We start from the raw sequence: 14,367 nt of genomic DNA, 5'->3' as shown, positions 1-14,367 counted from the left end.
TATGAACATCAATCCAACTCGCTTTCTTTCTGATCTTCACGCCTTGCGCCAATTCGGGGCGTCTGGTGTATGCAAAGGCGTTGTGCGCCCAGCCTATAGTGAAGCCGATATTGCGGCGCGGGCCTGGTTGGCGGGGAAGTTTGAAGAGGCGGGTCTCAGGGTGCATTACGATCCGATGGGGTCGCTCTTCGGTTTGTCGGATGCGCCCAGATCGCTCCTGCTCGGTTCGCATTCCGACAGCCAGCCCGAGGGCGGCTGGCTTGACGGCGCGCTGGGTGTGATTGCGGCACTGGAAGTCGCCCGCGCCGCAAAAGAATCAGGCGGACCTGCTGTGTCTGTTGTGAGTTTTCAAGACGAGGAAGGCCGCTTTGGCGTGACGACAGGCAGCACCGTTTGGTCTGGAGAGTTGACGCTTGAAGAGGCTGACAAGTTAACAGACCGCACAGGCACCACTCTTGCAGAGGCGCGCGGGGCTATGGCTTCTCAGGTTGGAGACTTTGTAGATCCAAAGCAATTTACGGGCTTTATTGAGATGCATATTGAGCAGGGTCCATGGCTTGACCAAGCGGGCGAAGCCGTTGGTGTGGTGACGGACATTGTCGGCATTCGCGATATGCGTATTACCTTCGAGGGCGAGCAGAACCATGCGGGGACGACCCCAATGCATCTGCGCAAGGACGCCTTTCAGGCGTTGGGTGCTTTCAATGCGCTTATTGGAGAGCGCTTTAAAAATGTGGCAACGCCTCAAACTGTTTGGACGATTGGTCATGTCAAGTTGCACCCCGATGCACACTCCATTGTACCCGGACGTGCCACCTTCTCGATGCAATGGCGAGACGGTGATGCTGACCGCTTGGGGCGCATGGAGGAGATTATTCGGAATGCCGCCTCAGAGATCGCTGACGCACAGGGATTTGAACTTTCGTTTGGCCCCATGCTGGGGCTTGAACCTGTTGCTATGAGCGCGGGTCTGCGTTCAGCGCTTGAGGCCAGTGCTGAAGAGCATGCTGCGGGACGCTGGAGGAAGATGCCGTCCGGTGCGCTCCATGACGCAACCAATGTCGCGCGATATTTGCCTGTAGCAATGCTGTTTGTTCCGTCAATTAACGGGATCAGTCACGCGTTCGAAGAAGATACAGACGAAGCTGATTTGGTCACAGGCCTTGAGGTTTTGGCGGGAGCAGTCGCGAGGCTTTAGCCCCAGGCCACATCGCCAAGAAAAATATAGCCAGCGCCATAGATGGTCTTGATCAGGCGCGGATTCTTTGGGTCTTCCCCAAGCTTTGTTCTGAGGCGCGAAATGCGCACATCCATCGCACGATCAAAACTTTCGCCCGCTGCCCCACCTAGCGTTTCTTGCATGTTGGCTCGAGAAATAAGTCTTTTGGGGCGTTCCAGAAACAGTCTCAAAACTTCTCCCTCGGCGTGAGAAAAGGCGGTCTCTTGGCCAGCTTGATCAACAAGAATATAGCGCTCAAAATATGCAGTCCATCCGTTGAAACGTGCAGTTTCGGTGCTTTGAGGGGCGGGAGCCGCTTTGCGTAAACGGGCGCGCACGCGAGCGACGACTTCTGCGGGCTCAAAGGGTTTGATAATGTAGTCATCTGCGCCAAGCTCTAACCCTGTGACACGATCTTGGACCTGCGCGCGGCCCGAAATGATGATCACGCTGGCTCCTTGTTCGAGGGCGAGGCGATGAACGAGCGTAAGCCCGTCCTTGTCGGGAAGTGACAGGTCGACGAGACAGACGTCTGGTATTGCGGTCTTGAGCGCCGCTTCGAACTCGGTGGCGCGCGCGAAGCTCATTGTCTCAAAGCCCGCCTCTTCAAGCGCATCAGTGAGCATTTGTCGAATAGCGCGTTCGTCATCCAGGATGGTTACGAGAGGTTTGGTCATGAGACAGTGTCCAATCCAAGGTAGATCTGAAGGGTTTCGGAATTAAATGGCTTGCGGATAACTGGTGCGAGCTGGACGGCACGTTGAAAGAGTGGATCGGTTTCAGGCAAAGAAGTCATCAAAAAACTTGTCGGTCGTGTCTGCCCCAAACGTTCGATCAAGTCGATGCCTGTCGCTTCACCTTCGAGCGATATGTCCGAGAGGACCAGCGCAATATCTGGCAAGTCTTGGGCGAGCAGCAGCGCCTCTTCTGTGCTGGTGGCCTCGATCACAGTATGGCCTTGTGAAATCAACATTTCTCGCACATCGGTTCGGATCAGGGCGTTATCTTCGACAAGCAGCGCCAGTCCGGGTGCGACGGGCGCGGGCGCGAGGCGAAGGGGAAGGCGCAGGCAGACCTCTGCGCCAGTAGCGCCATTGCGCGCCTGAACTCGGCCACCTGAGAGCTTTGCCACGTCATAAACCATAGCGAGGCCAAGACCCGAGCCATTATCGCCTTTGGTTGTGAAGAAGGGGTCAAACACGTGTGATAAGGCATGTTCAGAAAACCCAGGCCCTGTATCAATAACTGTAAATTCAATCCAAGTGTCTTGAACAACATCGACCAAGAGGGAGATTTCACCATCGCCGTTGCAAGCATCTCGTGCGTTCAAGACGAGGTTGAGCAAGCTATCCTGCAGGCTTCCTGAGTCCAGCATGAGGATTAGGTTTGAGGGCAAAAAACGACTTTCAAGGCGCAGGGTGACGCCTTCAGGAAGCGTTGTGCTCGCGAGCGTTTCAAACTCAGTCAAAAAGGTCTGGAGGCGTGTTGGCAGTGGATGGAGATCACGCAAGCCTGTCATGTCGGCGATGCGATTGAGCAAGTCTCCGCCACGGCGTGCAGCCGTGAGTGTAGCGTTGATAAGAGCATCGGCCTTTGGAGGTAAGCCCAGCCGTTGCAGGCGGCTCTGAGAGCCAAGGACAATTGTCAAGAGATTTGAGAAGTCATGCGCAAGTCCAGACACCATTTGGGCCGCAAGTTGACGGCGACGGTTCTGCTGAAGAGCTGAGCGGGTTTGTGTCTCCTCTGTAATGTCCATCGATAGGATGTACACGCCGCCTGTACTGCTGTCTGGTGTCAGCGCGACGCGGATCCGCCGTGAACTGGGTTCGTGATTGAATTCAAAGACCGAAGAGGCGCCCGCAAAACCACGCTCCAAGTGAGGTGAAATCACGCTGTAAGGCTGTGCACCTAACACTTCAGAAGCGTGGTGTCCTACAGGATCAGCCAAGCTGCCAGGCATGACGGAGCTCACGCGCCGGTTTGAGTAGGTGTAGACTTTGTTGGAGCTTACATGTGCGATGTGTGCGGGCATCATTTCAGTTGTCAGGCGGGTACGCGCTTCCATCGCGGTGAGCTGTCGCTTCGCTTCTTCAAGCGCGGTAACCGTAGCTTCGAGTTCACGGTTGGTTTTCGCAAGCTCCTCAGCACGGTTGAGAAGTTGGTCTGATAAAGACTCGGAGCGTGTGCGTAAAAGCTCTTCTTGGCGTTTAGATCCGGTGATGTCAGTATAGACAGCGACCCACCCACCGTTGGGCAGAGGAGAACCTTCGACTGAGATCCAGCGGCCGTTGCTCATTTGCCTCTCAATGTAGTGCGCTTCAAACGCGCGAGCGAGATCAACCCGCTCCTTAACAAATGCCTCAATATCATCAATGGCCCCATATTCGCCGCGCTCAGCGAGATAACGGATCGTTGCGGCAAACTCTGCTCCAGGTGTTACAGTCCAGTCGGGAAGAGCGAACATTGAGCGAAACCGCTCATTTGACACCACGAGACGCAAGTCACTGTCATAGATCGACAGTGCTTGTTGAATGAGATTGAGCCCAGCCATTGTCATAGCTTGATTGTCAGGATTGTTAGTCATGAGCCGCCTTTCTGCCCATGTGCTAACACCCAAACAGATGTAGGCAAAGCCCCACAGACGGCCAAATGCAGCTTGTTACAATTTGTTAGATTCGCGAAATGATCAGGTAAAAGTTGACGGCAACTCTGAAACAGTCACGCTGGGGGAAGGAGAATCGCCCAGAAAGTGGCGAGTTTGGCCCGAAAGGGGCAAAGGGAGGAAAAGATTTGACACAGTCGTCAGAAGCGACGAGCGGACTCGCGTCCGTTCCAGCGCTGTTGCAGCGTAACGCTCGGGAGTTTGCTGATAAGGCGGCTTACCGAGAAAAAGAATTTGGCATCTGGCAGAGCTGGACCTGGGCCGAAACCGAGAAGGAAATCGAGGCGCTGGCGCTTGGGTTTATTAATCTCGGCGTGAATGAGGGCGACTTTGTTGCAATCATTGGCAGAAACCGTCCGCATTTTTACTGGACGATGGTTGCGGCTCAATCTGTGGGCGCGATTCCCGTTCCGCTGTATCAAGATGCCTCTGCTGAAGAGATGGCTTATGTCATGGAGCATTGTGGTGCGCGCTTTGTGGTCTGTCAGGACCAAGAGCAAGTCGACAAAGTTATCGAAATTCAAGATGGGCTGCATCAGTTCGAACATATGATTTATGTCGATCCACGCGGCCTGCGTAAGTATGACCACCATGCGCTGCACCGGTTTGTAGATATCCAAGCACAAGGTCGCGCGGCTTATTATGAGCTGATCGAAGACCTCAAAGAGCGCCGTGAGAAGCTTACCTATGACAGCACCTGCGTCATGCTTTACACGTCTGGCACGACAGGTAAGCCAAAAGGCGTTGTGCTCTCTAACAGAAACATTATCGAGACAGCGAAGAATGCCAGTGAGTTTGATCAGCTGAATGCTGGCGATGAAATTCTGGCGTATTTGCCGATGGCGTGGGTGGGTGATTTTATCTTCTCAGTTGGTCAGGCGTATTGGACGGGCTTCTGCACGAATTGCCCTGAGAGCCCAGAAACCATGATGACCGATCTGCGCGAGATTGGTCCGACATATTATTTTGCCCCGCCGCGTATTTTTGAAACGCAGCTGACAAACGTGATGATCCGCATGGAAGATGCTAGTCCGTTTAAGAAGCGCCTCTTTGATGTGTTTATGGCGCATGCAAAAAAAGTCGGCCCAGCAATCTTGGACGGCAAGTCAGTCGGGTTTATGGATCGCTTAAAGTATAAGCTTGGTGAGCTCTGTATCTACGGACCACTCAAGAACACGCTTGGCTTTAGCCGTGTGCGTGTTGGTTATACGGCGGGTGAGGCCATTGGCCCCGAGATTTTTGACTTCTATCGCTCTCTTGGTATCAACCTCAAGCAGCTGTATGGCCAGACAGAAGCCTCGGTTTTTATCACTGTCCAGCCAGATGGTGAAGTGCGTGCTGACACGGTGGGCGTGCCTGCAAAAGGCGTTGAGATACGTATCGAGGAAAACGGCGAGATCTACTATCGCTCTGAAGGCACGTTTGTAGAATATTACAAAAATGCGGAAAGCACAGCCTCGACCAAAGACCCTGAAGGTTGGGTTGCTACAGGTGATGCTGGTTTCTTTGATCCAGACACAGGTCATTTGCGGATCATCGATCGTGCGAAAGACGTGGGGACAATGGCCGACGGTAGCTTGTTTGCTCCAAAATATGTTGAGAATAAACTCAAGTTTTACCCTGACATTCTCGAAGCTGTGCTCTTTGGCAATGGCAAGGACCGCTGCGTTGCGTTTATCAATATCGATCTGACGGCGGTGGGTAACTGGGCCGAACGCAATAATATTGCTTATGCCTCTTACCAAGAGCTTGCAGGCCATCCCAAGGTTCTGGCTTCAATCCAGAGCCACGTGGAAGAGGTGAACAAATCTGTCGCGCAGGATGAAATGCTTTCGGGCTGTCAGGTGCACCGCTTTGTCGTCTTGCACAAAGAGCTGGATGCTGATGATGGAGAAATGACCCGGACACGAAAAGTGCGCCGCGTCATTGTGGCCGATAAGTTCAAAGACATCGTTGATGCCATCTACGACGGCTCACCCCAGATTTCGACCACAACGGAAGTAACCTACGAAGACGGACGCAAAGGTGCCATAAGCGCGACTTTGAGTATTGTTGACGCCAAGGTTCAGGCCGTCACGACACAGAAGGTGGCAGCAGAATGAACGACATGAGTACAGAAGGCTACACCACAGCTGACGGCCGCAAGATTGGCGGCACGTTGATGGAGATGAAAAACATCACACTGAGTTTTGGTGGGGTGAAGGCTATTACTGACATCAGCTTTGACATCAAGGAAGGCGAAATCCGCGCCATTATCGGACCGAACGGTGCGGGCAAATCCTCGATGCTTAACGTTATCTCGGGCTTCTATATCCCGCAGCAGGGAGAAGTTTGGTATCAGGGTGCAAAGCGTCCACAGATGCGGCCTTATGAAGTCGCCCGTCAGGGCATTGCTCGGACATTTCAGAACATCGCTTTGTTTGACGGTATGAGCGTTCTGGACAACGTGATGACAGGCCGTCTTAACCACATGACCACGGGGCTTTTTGCACAGGGTCTCTGGAAGGGTAAGGCTGAGCGCGAAGAGGTTGAAAACCGCGAGCGCGCTGAGAAAATCATCGATTTCCTCGAAATTCAGGCGATCCGAAAGACGCCTGTGGCGCGTTTACCTTATGGTCTCAAGAAACGCGTAGAGCTGGCGCGCGCGCTCGCCGCTGAGCCTTCACTCTTGCTGCTTGATGAACCGATGGCTGGGATGAACGTTGAAGAAAAAGAGGACATGAGCCGCTTCATTCTTGATGTGAACGACGAATTTGGAACCACGATTGCTCTGATTGAGCACGATATGGGTGTTGTTATGGATCTGAGCGACAGGGTTGTCGTGATGGATTACGGTAAGAAAATTGGCGACGGCACACCTGATGAGGTGCGCAACAACCAAGACGTGATCGACGCCTATTTGGGGGTGAGCCATGACTAAGCAAGCCCAACTGACACAAGTATTTGGAGGCCTCAACAATGCCTGACAATCTGATTTTTGGGATCGAAGTCTTCCTGAATGGCCTTATGGCTGGGGTTCTCTATGCCCTTGTCGCCCTCGGCTTTGTTCTAATCTATAAAGCCTCTGGTATTTTCAACTACGCCCAAGGCGTTATGGCGCTTTTTGCAGCGGCCACTCTTGTCGGAATAATGAACGGTCAGGTGCCTTTCAGTCATCTGATCAATGCGATGTTTGGCACGGAAGTGCACCACTTCGGCTGGCATTTGCCTGCACTGCTCGGCATTTTGCTGACGGCTGCTTTTATGGTTTTGCTGGCATGGCTTGTGCAGAAGTTCGTCTTCCGCCACCTTGTCGGACAGGAGCCTATTATTCTTTTCATGGCGACAATCGGCCTTGCCTACTTCCTTGAAGGTATCAGCGATTTGATGTGGGGCTCCGAGATTAAAAACCTCGATGTCGGCCTACCGCAGGGTGCAAGCATCTGGCTTGAAGACAGCACGCGCTGGATGGGCTTCGGTAACGAAAACTTCTACGGCTTCTTCATCGATAAGCTTGATATGTTTGCGACTGTGATTGCTGCTATCCTTGTTCTGGCGCTCGTGATTTTCAGCCAATATAGCAAACAGGGCCGCGCCATGCGAGCTGTTGCGGATGATCACCAGGCGGCACTTTCGGTTGGTATCAACCTCAACTTTATCTGGGTGATGGTCTGGTCTCTCGCGGGTTTTGTCGCTCTGGTGGCAGGTATCATGTGGGGTACAAAATCAGGTGTCCAATTCTCGCTCTCACTCATTGCTCTGAAGGCCTTGCCCGTACTTATGCTTGGTGGCTTCACCTCCATTCCAGGTGCGATTGTCGGTGGCCTGATCATTGGCGTCGGTGAAAAGCTTTTTGAATTCTCCGTTGGCCCAATGGTCGGCGGGGCCACCGAAAATTGGTTTGCCTATGTGCTCGCTCTTATTTTCCTCGTCTTCCGCCCTCAAGGGTTGTTTGGCGAGAAGATCATCGAGAGGGTCTGACACCATGATGAAAATCATTGCGATTATCAACGTGGTGGCATGGTCAGGCTTCTGGGCCTTTGGGTACCTCGCCTTCTCGGCGAACGTCGACAACGAAAGTCAAATGACCATGGCTGCTGTATGTGCTGCCATTGGAGCGGGCATCGGGATCTGGACCTATCTCCAGCTTGTACGCCACGCAGAAGCAACAGGCTACGCCAAGCGCGCGAACCGCGCTGACCTAAGCCATCAAGAAGAACTAAACGGGGAGAGAGTCTGATGTTTTACCGTGAAGCTGGTGACTATAAGACGTCCTATCAAGATGACGGGCAAACCTTCCCGATCAAATTTGACCGCTATCGCTACTATTTTGTGCTCTTTGTGGCCTTTGCGATGGTTCCCTTTCTTATCAATGATTATTGGGTAAATGCGATCTTCCTGCCGTTCTTGATTTATTCAATCGCTGCAATTGGTCTCAACATACTTGTTGGGTATTGTGGGCAGGTGTCGCTCGGTACTGGCGGCTTTATGGCCGTCGGCGCCTATGCTTGCTACAAGTTCATGACAGGTCTCGATATCTGGATAGACGGTGTGCAATATGCGCTCCCACCTATTAATATCTTTTTCTCTGTCATCCTTGCTGGACTTGTGACGGCAGTTGTAGGTGTTCTGTTTGGCCTGCCGAGCCTCCGCATCAAAGGCTTCTACCTTGCGGTTGCAACTTTGGCTGCGCAATTCTTCCTTGTTTGGCTGTTCAACAAATGGTCATGGGCTTATAACTATTCCGCCTCCGGTCAGATCAACGCGCCTGAGCGTGAAATCTTTGGGGTCGCAATCACGGGGCCGAGCACTGACGCCTGGGCGACTTATCTTTTCTGCTTGGTCATAGCCGCTCTCTGCGCGATCGTTGCGCGCAATCTTACGCGTGGGGCGTCTGGACGCAAATGGATGGCCATTCGCGATATGGACATCGCCGCTGAAATCATTGGGGTGAACCCTCTAAAAGCAAAGCTAAGTGCTTTTGCGGTAAGTTCTTTCTACATCGGCATCGCTGGCGCGCTCTTCTTTGCGGTATATCTCGGCGCTGTTGAAGTTGGTGAAGCCTTTGGTATCCAGAAGTCGTTTATCGTTCTGTTTATGGTGATTATTGGAGGTCTCGGCTCGATCTTTGGATCGTTCGCAGGCGCGGCTTTTCTTGTGCTCTTGCCAGTTCTTCTCAAGCTGATGCTTGCAGACAGTACCGATGAAATATCAGGCTTTTCTTCAGTCATGAGCTGGGTGTTCCTAGCGGCTTTCGCGGCTGCGCTTGTCATGCTGGTGGTCAATATTGTGCGCACGCGCAGCCTGATTGCAGGCGCTGGTGTGGGGTGGATTTTTGCAAGTATCGCAGCCTTCATGGCTTATGCTCTGACCATTGGCGGCATGGGTTGGCCCACAGATATTGTGGCCCACTTGCAGCTTGTGATCGTTGGTGCGTTGATCATTATCTTCCTCATCGCGGAGCCACATGGTCTTGCCCAGCTGTGGCGCGTGGCGAAAGAGAAATTACGGTTGTGGCCATTCCCACACTAAGGGCAGGGCAACAAATAAGGGCTTCAGCGTAATAGCTGTGGCTAACATCGGAAAAAACCAAGGGAGGAGACCCCGATGAAGACGAAACTAGCAACTATGGCCGTGGCAGCCGTTATGGCGGCAGGCCCAGTGATGGCGGACCTTGTGTTCCCGTCACTCTCATACCGGACTGGCCCATATGCGGCGGGTGGTATCCCGTTTGCTGACGGCTACGCAGATTACTTCACAATGCTCAACGAGCGTGATGGTGGCATCGGCGGCATCATGACCAAAGTTCCTGAGTGCGAAACAGGCTATAACACCGAAAAAGGCGTTGAGTGCTATGAGTCTACAAAAGGCGAAGGCGCACTTGTTTATCAACCACTCTCAACAGGTATCACCTACCAGCTGATCCCCAAAGTGACAGCTGACGGTATTCCACTCCACACAATGGGCTATGGCCGTACATCTGCCGCAAACGGCAAGGTCTTCAGCCACGTGTTCAACTATCCAGCGAACTACTGGAACGGTGCATCTGTTGCGATCAACCACCTGCTCGAAACAAACGGTGGCGACATCAAGGGCAAAAAAGTGGCCCTCGTGTATCACAACTCTGCCTATGGAAAAGAGCCGATCCGCACGCTGGAAGAGCTTTCGGCGAAGCACGGCTATGAGCTGAGCCTTCTTCCAGTTGACCATCCTGGTCAGGAGCAGAAATCACAGTGGCTCCAGATCCGCCGCGACAAGCCTGACTATGTAATCATGTACGGCTGGGGCGTTATGAACCAAGTTGCGATCCAAGAAGCGGCGAACATCCGTTTCAACATGGAGAACTTCATTGGTATCTGGTGGTCAGGTGCAGAGCACGATGTGACACCTGCGGGTGATGCGGCCAATGGCTACAAATCGGTAACGTTCCATAACGTTGGTTCTGACTTCCCTGTGTTTGATGACATCAAAGCACACGTTGTCGACAAAGGCCTCACGGCTGGCGCTGGCGACCAGATCGGGACAGTGCTTTACAACCGCGGTATGTATGCAGCGATGCTTGCGGCAGAAGCTGCCAAGACGGCACAAGAGATCCATGGCACAGCCCAGATCACACCTGCGATGATGCGTGACGGTATGGAAGCGCTCGAGATCACCGAAGAGAAGATGACTGCTCTTGGTATGCCAAACTTCGGGCCAAGCTTTGCCGTTTCTTGCGAAAACCACGGTGGCCCGGGCCTCGGCGGGATCACGCAGTGGAACGCAACTGACAAAAAGTGGAACCTGATCTCTGACTTCGGACCATCGGACATGGACGTTATCCTGCCGCTGATCACCGCAGACTCAGAGGCGTTCGCCGCTGAAAGCAACATCGAACAGCGCTGCAACTAAGCGCTTTTGGCCGCCCACTCAGACGGGTGGGCGGCCAATCCTGTAAACGAATTCAAATAAGCGAGCCCTGATATGCTGGATGCTGGTGAAACAAACGACACCGTTCTGGAAGTGAACAACATCGAGGTGATCTACAATCACGTGATCCTTGTGCTTAAAGGCGTTTCGCTCAAAGTGCCCAAAGGCGGTATCACTGCCCTGTTGGGCGGTAACGGCGCGGGCAAGACGACGACGCTCAAGGCGATTTCAAACCTGCTTCACTCGGAGCGTGGCGAAGTCACCAAAGGAAGCGTGAGCTATCGTGGCGAGATTACGCAGCACCTAGATCCAGCCGATCTGGTCAAGCGCGGGGTAATCCAAGTGATGGAAGGGCGGCATTGTTTTGAGCACCTCACTGTTGAGGAAAACTTGCTCACAGGCGCCTATACGCGGATGGATGGCAAAGGTGCTATCGATGCGGACCTTGAGATGGTTTACAATTATTTCCCACGCCTGAAGGAACGCCGTCGCTCGCAAGCTGGCTATACATCGGGCGGAGAGCAACAAATGGTTGCGATTGGTCGCGCTTTGATGAGCCGGCCGGAAACGATCCTTTTGGACGAGCCTTCAATGGGGCTTGCACCTCAGCTTGTTGAGCAGATCTTTGGTATTGTGAAACAGCTCAATGAGGGAGAAGGGTATACCTTCCTTTTGGCTGAACAGAATACAAACGTAGCTCTCAGGTTCGCTCACTATGGGTATATTCTTGAATCAGGCCGCGTGGTTATGGACGGGCCGGCAAAAGAGCTGCGCGAGAACCCGGATGTGAAAGAGTTTTACCTCGGCATGTCTGATGATGGGCGCAAAAGTTTCCGCGATGTGCGCTCCTATCGTCGACGCAAGCGCTGGCTCAGCTAAGGCAGTCAAGCTGAGTTTTGAAAGAATATAGACCCCGTTGACCGCGAGGGTGATGTCCGCACCATGCCGCCAGTTGGGCGCAAATGAGCACAAGAAGGTTTACAAGATGGGCCAGTTTTTCGACGAGTTGGAGACGCGATCCGCTGAGGCGCGCGCTGCGGAAATTGCGCTGCGTTTGCCGCAGCAAGTAGCACTGGCGCAAGGGCTGGCTGGCTATGGGAGCCGTCTTGAAGGCGTTGATGCGGCAGCTATCACAACGGTGGGAGCACTTGCGTCTTTACCTGTGCTACGCAAGTCTGATCTTGGCGCTGCTCAGAAGAAGGTCCCACCTTTTGGTGGGCTGACGGCCGTGAGCGCTGCGGGCTTTGCGCATATTTTTCAGAGCCCAGGACCGATCTATGAACCCGGCAATATGAGCCATGACTGGTGGCGCGCGGGACGCTTTTTGGCGGCTGCTGGTATTGGTTCGGGTGATATTGTCCAAAACTGTTTTTCTTATCACCTTACGCCAGCAGGGATGATGTTTGAGAACGGTGCACGCGCTGTAGGCGCGGCTGTTCTGCCTGCTGGTGTTGGCCAGACCGAGCTTCAGGCGCAGGCGGCGCATGACATTGGCTGTACGGCTTATGTGGGCACTCCCGATTACCTCAAGCTCATTCTGGATAAGGCCGAAGAGATGGGCCTCAAGTTGAAGTTTAGTAAGGCGGCTGTCGGCGGCGGCGCGCTTTTCCCAAGTTTGCGTCAGGAATATAGAGACCGTGGTATTATGTGTTTGCAGAGCTACGGTACTGCAGATCTTGGCACAATTGCATACGAGACATCTGCCATGGAAGGCATGATTGTTGATGAAGGTGTCATCGCAGAGATTGTGCGCCCGGGAACTGGCGATCCCGTGGCTCCAGGCGAGGTGGGCGAAGTTGTTGTGACGACACTCAACCCTGACTATCCGCTGATCCGCTTCGCTACGGGAGACATGAGCGCTGTTATGGAAGGGCAGAGCCCCTGTGGACGGACGAATATGCGTATCAAAGGCTGGATGGGCCGCGCAGACCAGACCACAAAGATTAAAGGTATGTTCGTGCGCCCCGAGCAGGTTGCGGCTTTTGTCGCCAAGCACAGTGAGATTTTCAAAGCTCGTGTTGTGGCCAAGCGCCAAGGCGAGATGGATGCGATGACTGTCATGGTTGAAGCCGAGGGCGGAGATGCGGCGGCGTATGCCAAGTCTGTTTCTGAAGTCTTGAAGCTCAAGGGTGAAATCGAGATTGTTGGGCGTGGTAGTCTGCCCAATGACGGCAAGGTGATCGAAGATCTACGCAGCTACGACTAGGCCCTCTTTGGCTTGTGCACTCTAGCGAATGCGAAACCCGAAGAAGCGCGTAGCAGGGTCTTTCAGTTCCGGCGACTGGTGCAATTCACGGGCTACACCACGGGCGATTGCACGTCTCGTTTTGCGTTCGGCATTTTTGTGCTGGAGTGAGAGGGCCTCGAGAATCTTGATCCTGCGATCGAGCGGCTGGGCCTTGTCAGTCAAATACTCGTCGATCAGATATTGAACTGCGTCAGTGCCCCCCAGCTCGATCAGGGCAGTTGCATAAGCACCCATATAAGCAACGTCTCCTTCGACAGCCATCGCCAGCTCTTCCATCATAAAAGGCTTGTAGCTTTGGTCTTTTGTTAGACCGGCCAGCAAAACGCGTATCGGCATTAAGCCCTCTTCGCCTGTTTCAATCTCTAGTTTTAGCCCTGCTATATTTGGGATGATAAGCTTCTGAAGCGCGCTATATGGCGCGCGATCCAGCTCTTGCAAAGCAAGCTGGTGAACATCTGGACTTGGATCATTCAAGAGTGAACCAAACAACGTGAGGCGCTCTGCATCACCGCCATTGATCAGCGCGGACTGGCGTTCGATAACGTGGCTCAAAACATGATGGAGCCTATTGTCGAGTACTTTGAGCATTTGCCAAGGACCGTAGGCGCCATCACGTGCCAGTAGGACACGTGCTGAAGGGTTTTTCGAGATCGTCTTGGTGACTGATGCTGAAACAGTGATTGGTATATCCGACACATGGGGCCCCATGAGCACTTCGAGCAGCCGGTATCGGTTTGGCTGAGAGGGGTCTATGTCTGCGATGACAACCTGCTCGGTCATCATAAGAAGGTCCACGAGTGTTGGGTTTGGAGTGTAGCCGTGAAAGGCGCAGGCGAGAGTGGGAGCGCTGTTGCTCACGCTCAGTGCGCCGCAAAGAAGCCAGCCAAATATCTTGCGTCTCATGCCCAGTTCAGACCTTGATTGCATCACTCATCTTTCCAAGATGATAGGACATAAAGGGCTTTGATGTAAGGGGATGGGGTCAGTCCAAAAGAAAAGAGCCGCCCCTCGAAAGGCGCGGCTCTTTTTGAAGTGCTGCGTTCAGCTGGGCTTAGCCTTGACGGGCTTTGAAGCGTGGCTGTGTTTTGTTGATCACATAAACGCGGCCCTTGCGGCGCACGATGCGGCAGTCACGGTGCCGGCTCTTGAGCGAGCGGAGTGAATTTCTAACCTTCATGAGGTCGTCTCCTTGGTCGCGGCGCAGGGCTTGCGCCTTTGGGTTTGCGGGTGCGCGAGGGAACTCCCCCGTGCGGTGAATGGTTCATGGTGGGCGATACAAGGTTCGAACTTGTGACCCCTTCGATGTCAACGAAGTGCTCTACCACTGAGCTAATCGCCCGAACTGACTTG

At 53.5% G+C, this 14,367-nt stretch carries 12 protein-coding genes, 1 tRNA gene and 2 pseudogenes; 10 read left to right on the top strand and 5 right to left on the bottom strand.

What is annotated here, in order from left to right; all coding sequences use genetic code 11:
• Position 1: 1 nt before the first annotated feature.
• A complete protein-coding gene (locus tag P8O11_RS07925; RefSeq protein WP_300293447.1) occupies positions 2-1,198 on the top strand; it encodes a hydantoinase/carbamoylase family amidase in 1,197 nt (398 codons plus the stop codon).
• Here the strand turns inward: P8O11_RS07925 and P8O11_RS07920 are convergent.
• Positions 1,195-1,896: a response regulator transcription factor gene (locus tag P8O11_RS07920; protein WP_300293444.1), complete on the bottom strand. Its 702-nt coding sequence runs from the start codon at positions 1,894-1,896 to the stop codon at positions 1,195-1,197. The two genes, P8O11_RS07925 and P8O11_RS07920, sit on opposite strands and share 4 nt — an antisense overlap.
• Positions 1,893-3,803 (bottom strand): PAS-domain containing protein, encoded by a 1,911-nt coding sequence (locus P8O11_RS07915; protein ID WP_300293442.1) that lies wholly within the window; start codon positions 3,801-3,803, stop codon positions 1,893-1,895. The genes P8O11_RS07920 and P8O11_RS07915 overlap by 4 nt, the downstream gene beginning before the upstream one ends.
• Before the next feature lie 206 nt (positions 3,804-4,009).
• On the opposite strand from P8O11_RS07915, the gene P8O11_RS07910 reads away from it, so the two are divergent.
• The 9 genes and pseudogenes from P8O11_RS07910 to P8O11_RS07875 all read left to right on the top strand — a co-directional run bounded on the left by P8O11_RS07910 (position 4,010) and on the right by P8O11_RS07875 (position 12,975).
• Positions 4,010-5,983 carry an AMP-binding protein gene (locus P8O11_RS07910; protein WP_300293440.1) on the top strand — a complete coding sequence of 658 codons (1,974 nt, stop codon included), beginning with the start codon at positions 4,010-4,012 and terminating at the stop codon, positions 5,981-5,983.
• A complete protein-coding gene (locus P8O11_RS07905; RefSeq protein WP_089892239.1) occupies positions 5,980-6,801 on the top strand; it encodes an ABC transporter ATP-binding protein in 822 nt (273 codons plus the stop codon). Before P8O11_RS07910 ends, P8O11_RS07905 begins: the two co-directional genes overlap by 4 nt.
• Positions 6,802-6,839: 38 nt before the next feature.
• Positions 6,840-7,841: a branched-chain amino acid ABC transporter permease gene (locus tag P8O11_RS07900; protein ID WP_300293436.1), complete on the top strand. Its 1,002-nt coding sequence runs from the start codon at positions 6,840-6,842 to the stop codon at positions 7,839-7,841.
• 4 nt (positions 7,842-7,845) lie between these two features.
• Entirely contained in the window at positions 7,846-8,100 is a 255-nt protein-coding gene (locus P8O11_RS07895; protein ID WP_300293435.1) for a hypothetical protein, read from the top strand.
• Positions 8,100-9,056 (top strand): annotated as a pseudogene (locus tag P8O11_RS07890) (branched-chain amino acid ABC transporter permease); the annotation flags it as partial. The gene P8O11_RS07895 and the pseudogene P8O11_RS07890, both read left to right, overlap by 1 nt.
• Before the next feature lie 123 nt (positions 9,057-9,179).
• Positions 9,180-9,392, top strand: a pseudogene (locus P8O11_RS13775) (branched-chain amino acid ABC transporter permease); the annotation flags it as partial.
• Between the two features lie 75 nt (positions 9,393-9,467).
• Positions 9,468-10,751, top strand: a complete 1,284-nt coding sequence (locus P8O11_RS07885; RefSeq protein ID WP_300293431.1) for an ABC transporter substrate-binding protein — start codon at positions 9,468-9,470, stop codon at positions 10,749-10,751.
• Between the two features lie 72 nt (positions 10,752-10,823).
• The gene (locus tag P8O11_RS07880; RefSeq protein ID WP_300293429.1) at positions 10,824-11,648 is read left to right on the top strand and encodes an ABC transporter ATP-binding protein; all 825 of its coding nucleotides are present in this window, start codon (positions 10,824-10,826) and stop codon (positions 11,646-11,648) included.
• A 106-nt stretch (positions 11,649-11,754) separates the two neighbouring features.
• On the top strand, positions 11,755-12,975 hold the full coding sequence (locus P8O11_RS07875) for a phenylacetate--CoA ligase family protein (RefSeq protein ID WP_300293427.1): 1,221 nt from the start codon (positions 11,755-11,757) through the stop codon (positions 12,973-12,975).
• A gap of 21 nt (positions 12,976-12,996) precedes the next feature.
• Here the strand turns inward: P8O11_RS07875 and P8O11_RS07870 are convergent, their stop codons facing one another.
• The 3 genes from P8O11_RS07870 to P8O11_RS07860 all read right to left on the bottom strand — a co-directional run bounded on the left by P8O11_RS07870 (position 12,997) and on the right by P8O11_RS07860 (position 14,356).
• On the bottom strand, positions 12,997-13,920 hold the full coding sequence (locus tag P8O11_RS07870) for a hypothetical protein (protein WP_300293424.1): 924 nt from the start codon (positions 13,918-13,920) through the stop codon (positions 12,997-12,999).
• Between the two features lie 148 nt (positions 13,921-14,068).
• Positions 14,069-14,194, bottom strand: coding sequence for a type B 50S ribosomal protein L36 (ykgO, locus tag P8O11_RS07865; protein ID WP_085850311.1), 126 nt, complete (start codon positions 14,192-14,194; stop codon positions 14,069-14,071).
• Between the two features lie 87 nt (positions 14,195-14,281).
• Positions 14,282-14,356 (bottom strand) — tRNA-Val (locus P8O11_RS07860).
• Positions 14,357-14,367: the final 11 nt, after the last annotated feature.

The organism is Lentibacter sp. (genome assembly GCF_029254145.1).
In the GTDB taxonomy this organism is placed as follows: domain Bacteria; phylum Pseudomonadota; class Alphaproteobacteria; order Rhodobacterales; family Rhodobacteraceae; genus Lentibacter.
This window is presented reverse-complemented; position numbering and strand designations above follow the sequence as displayed.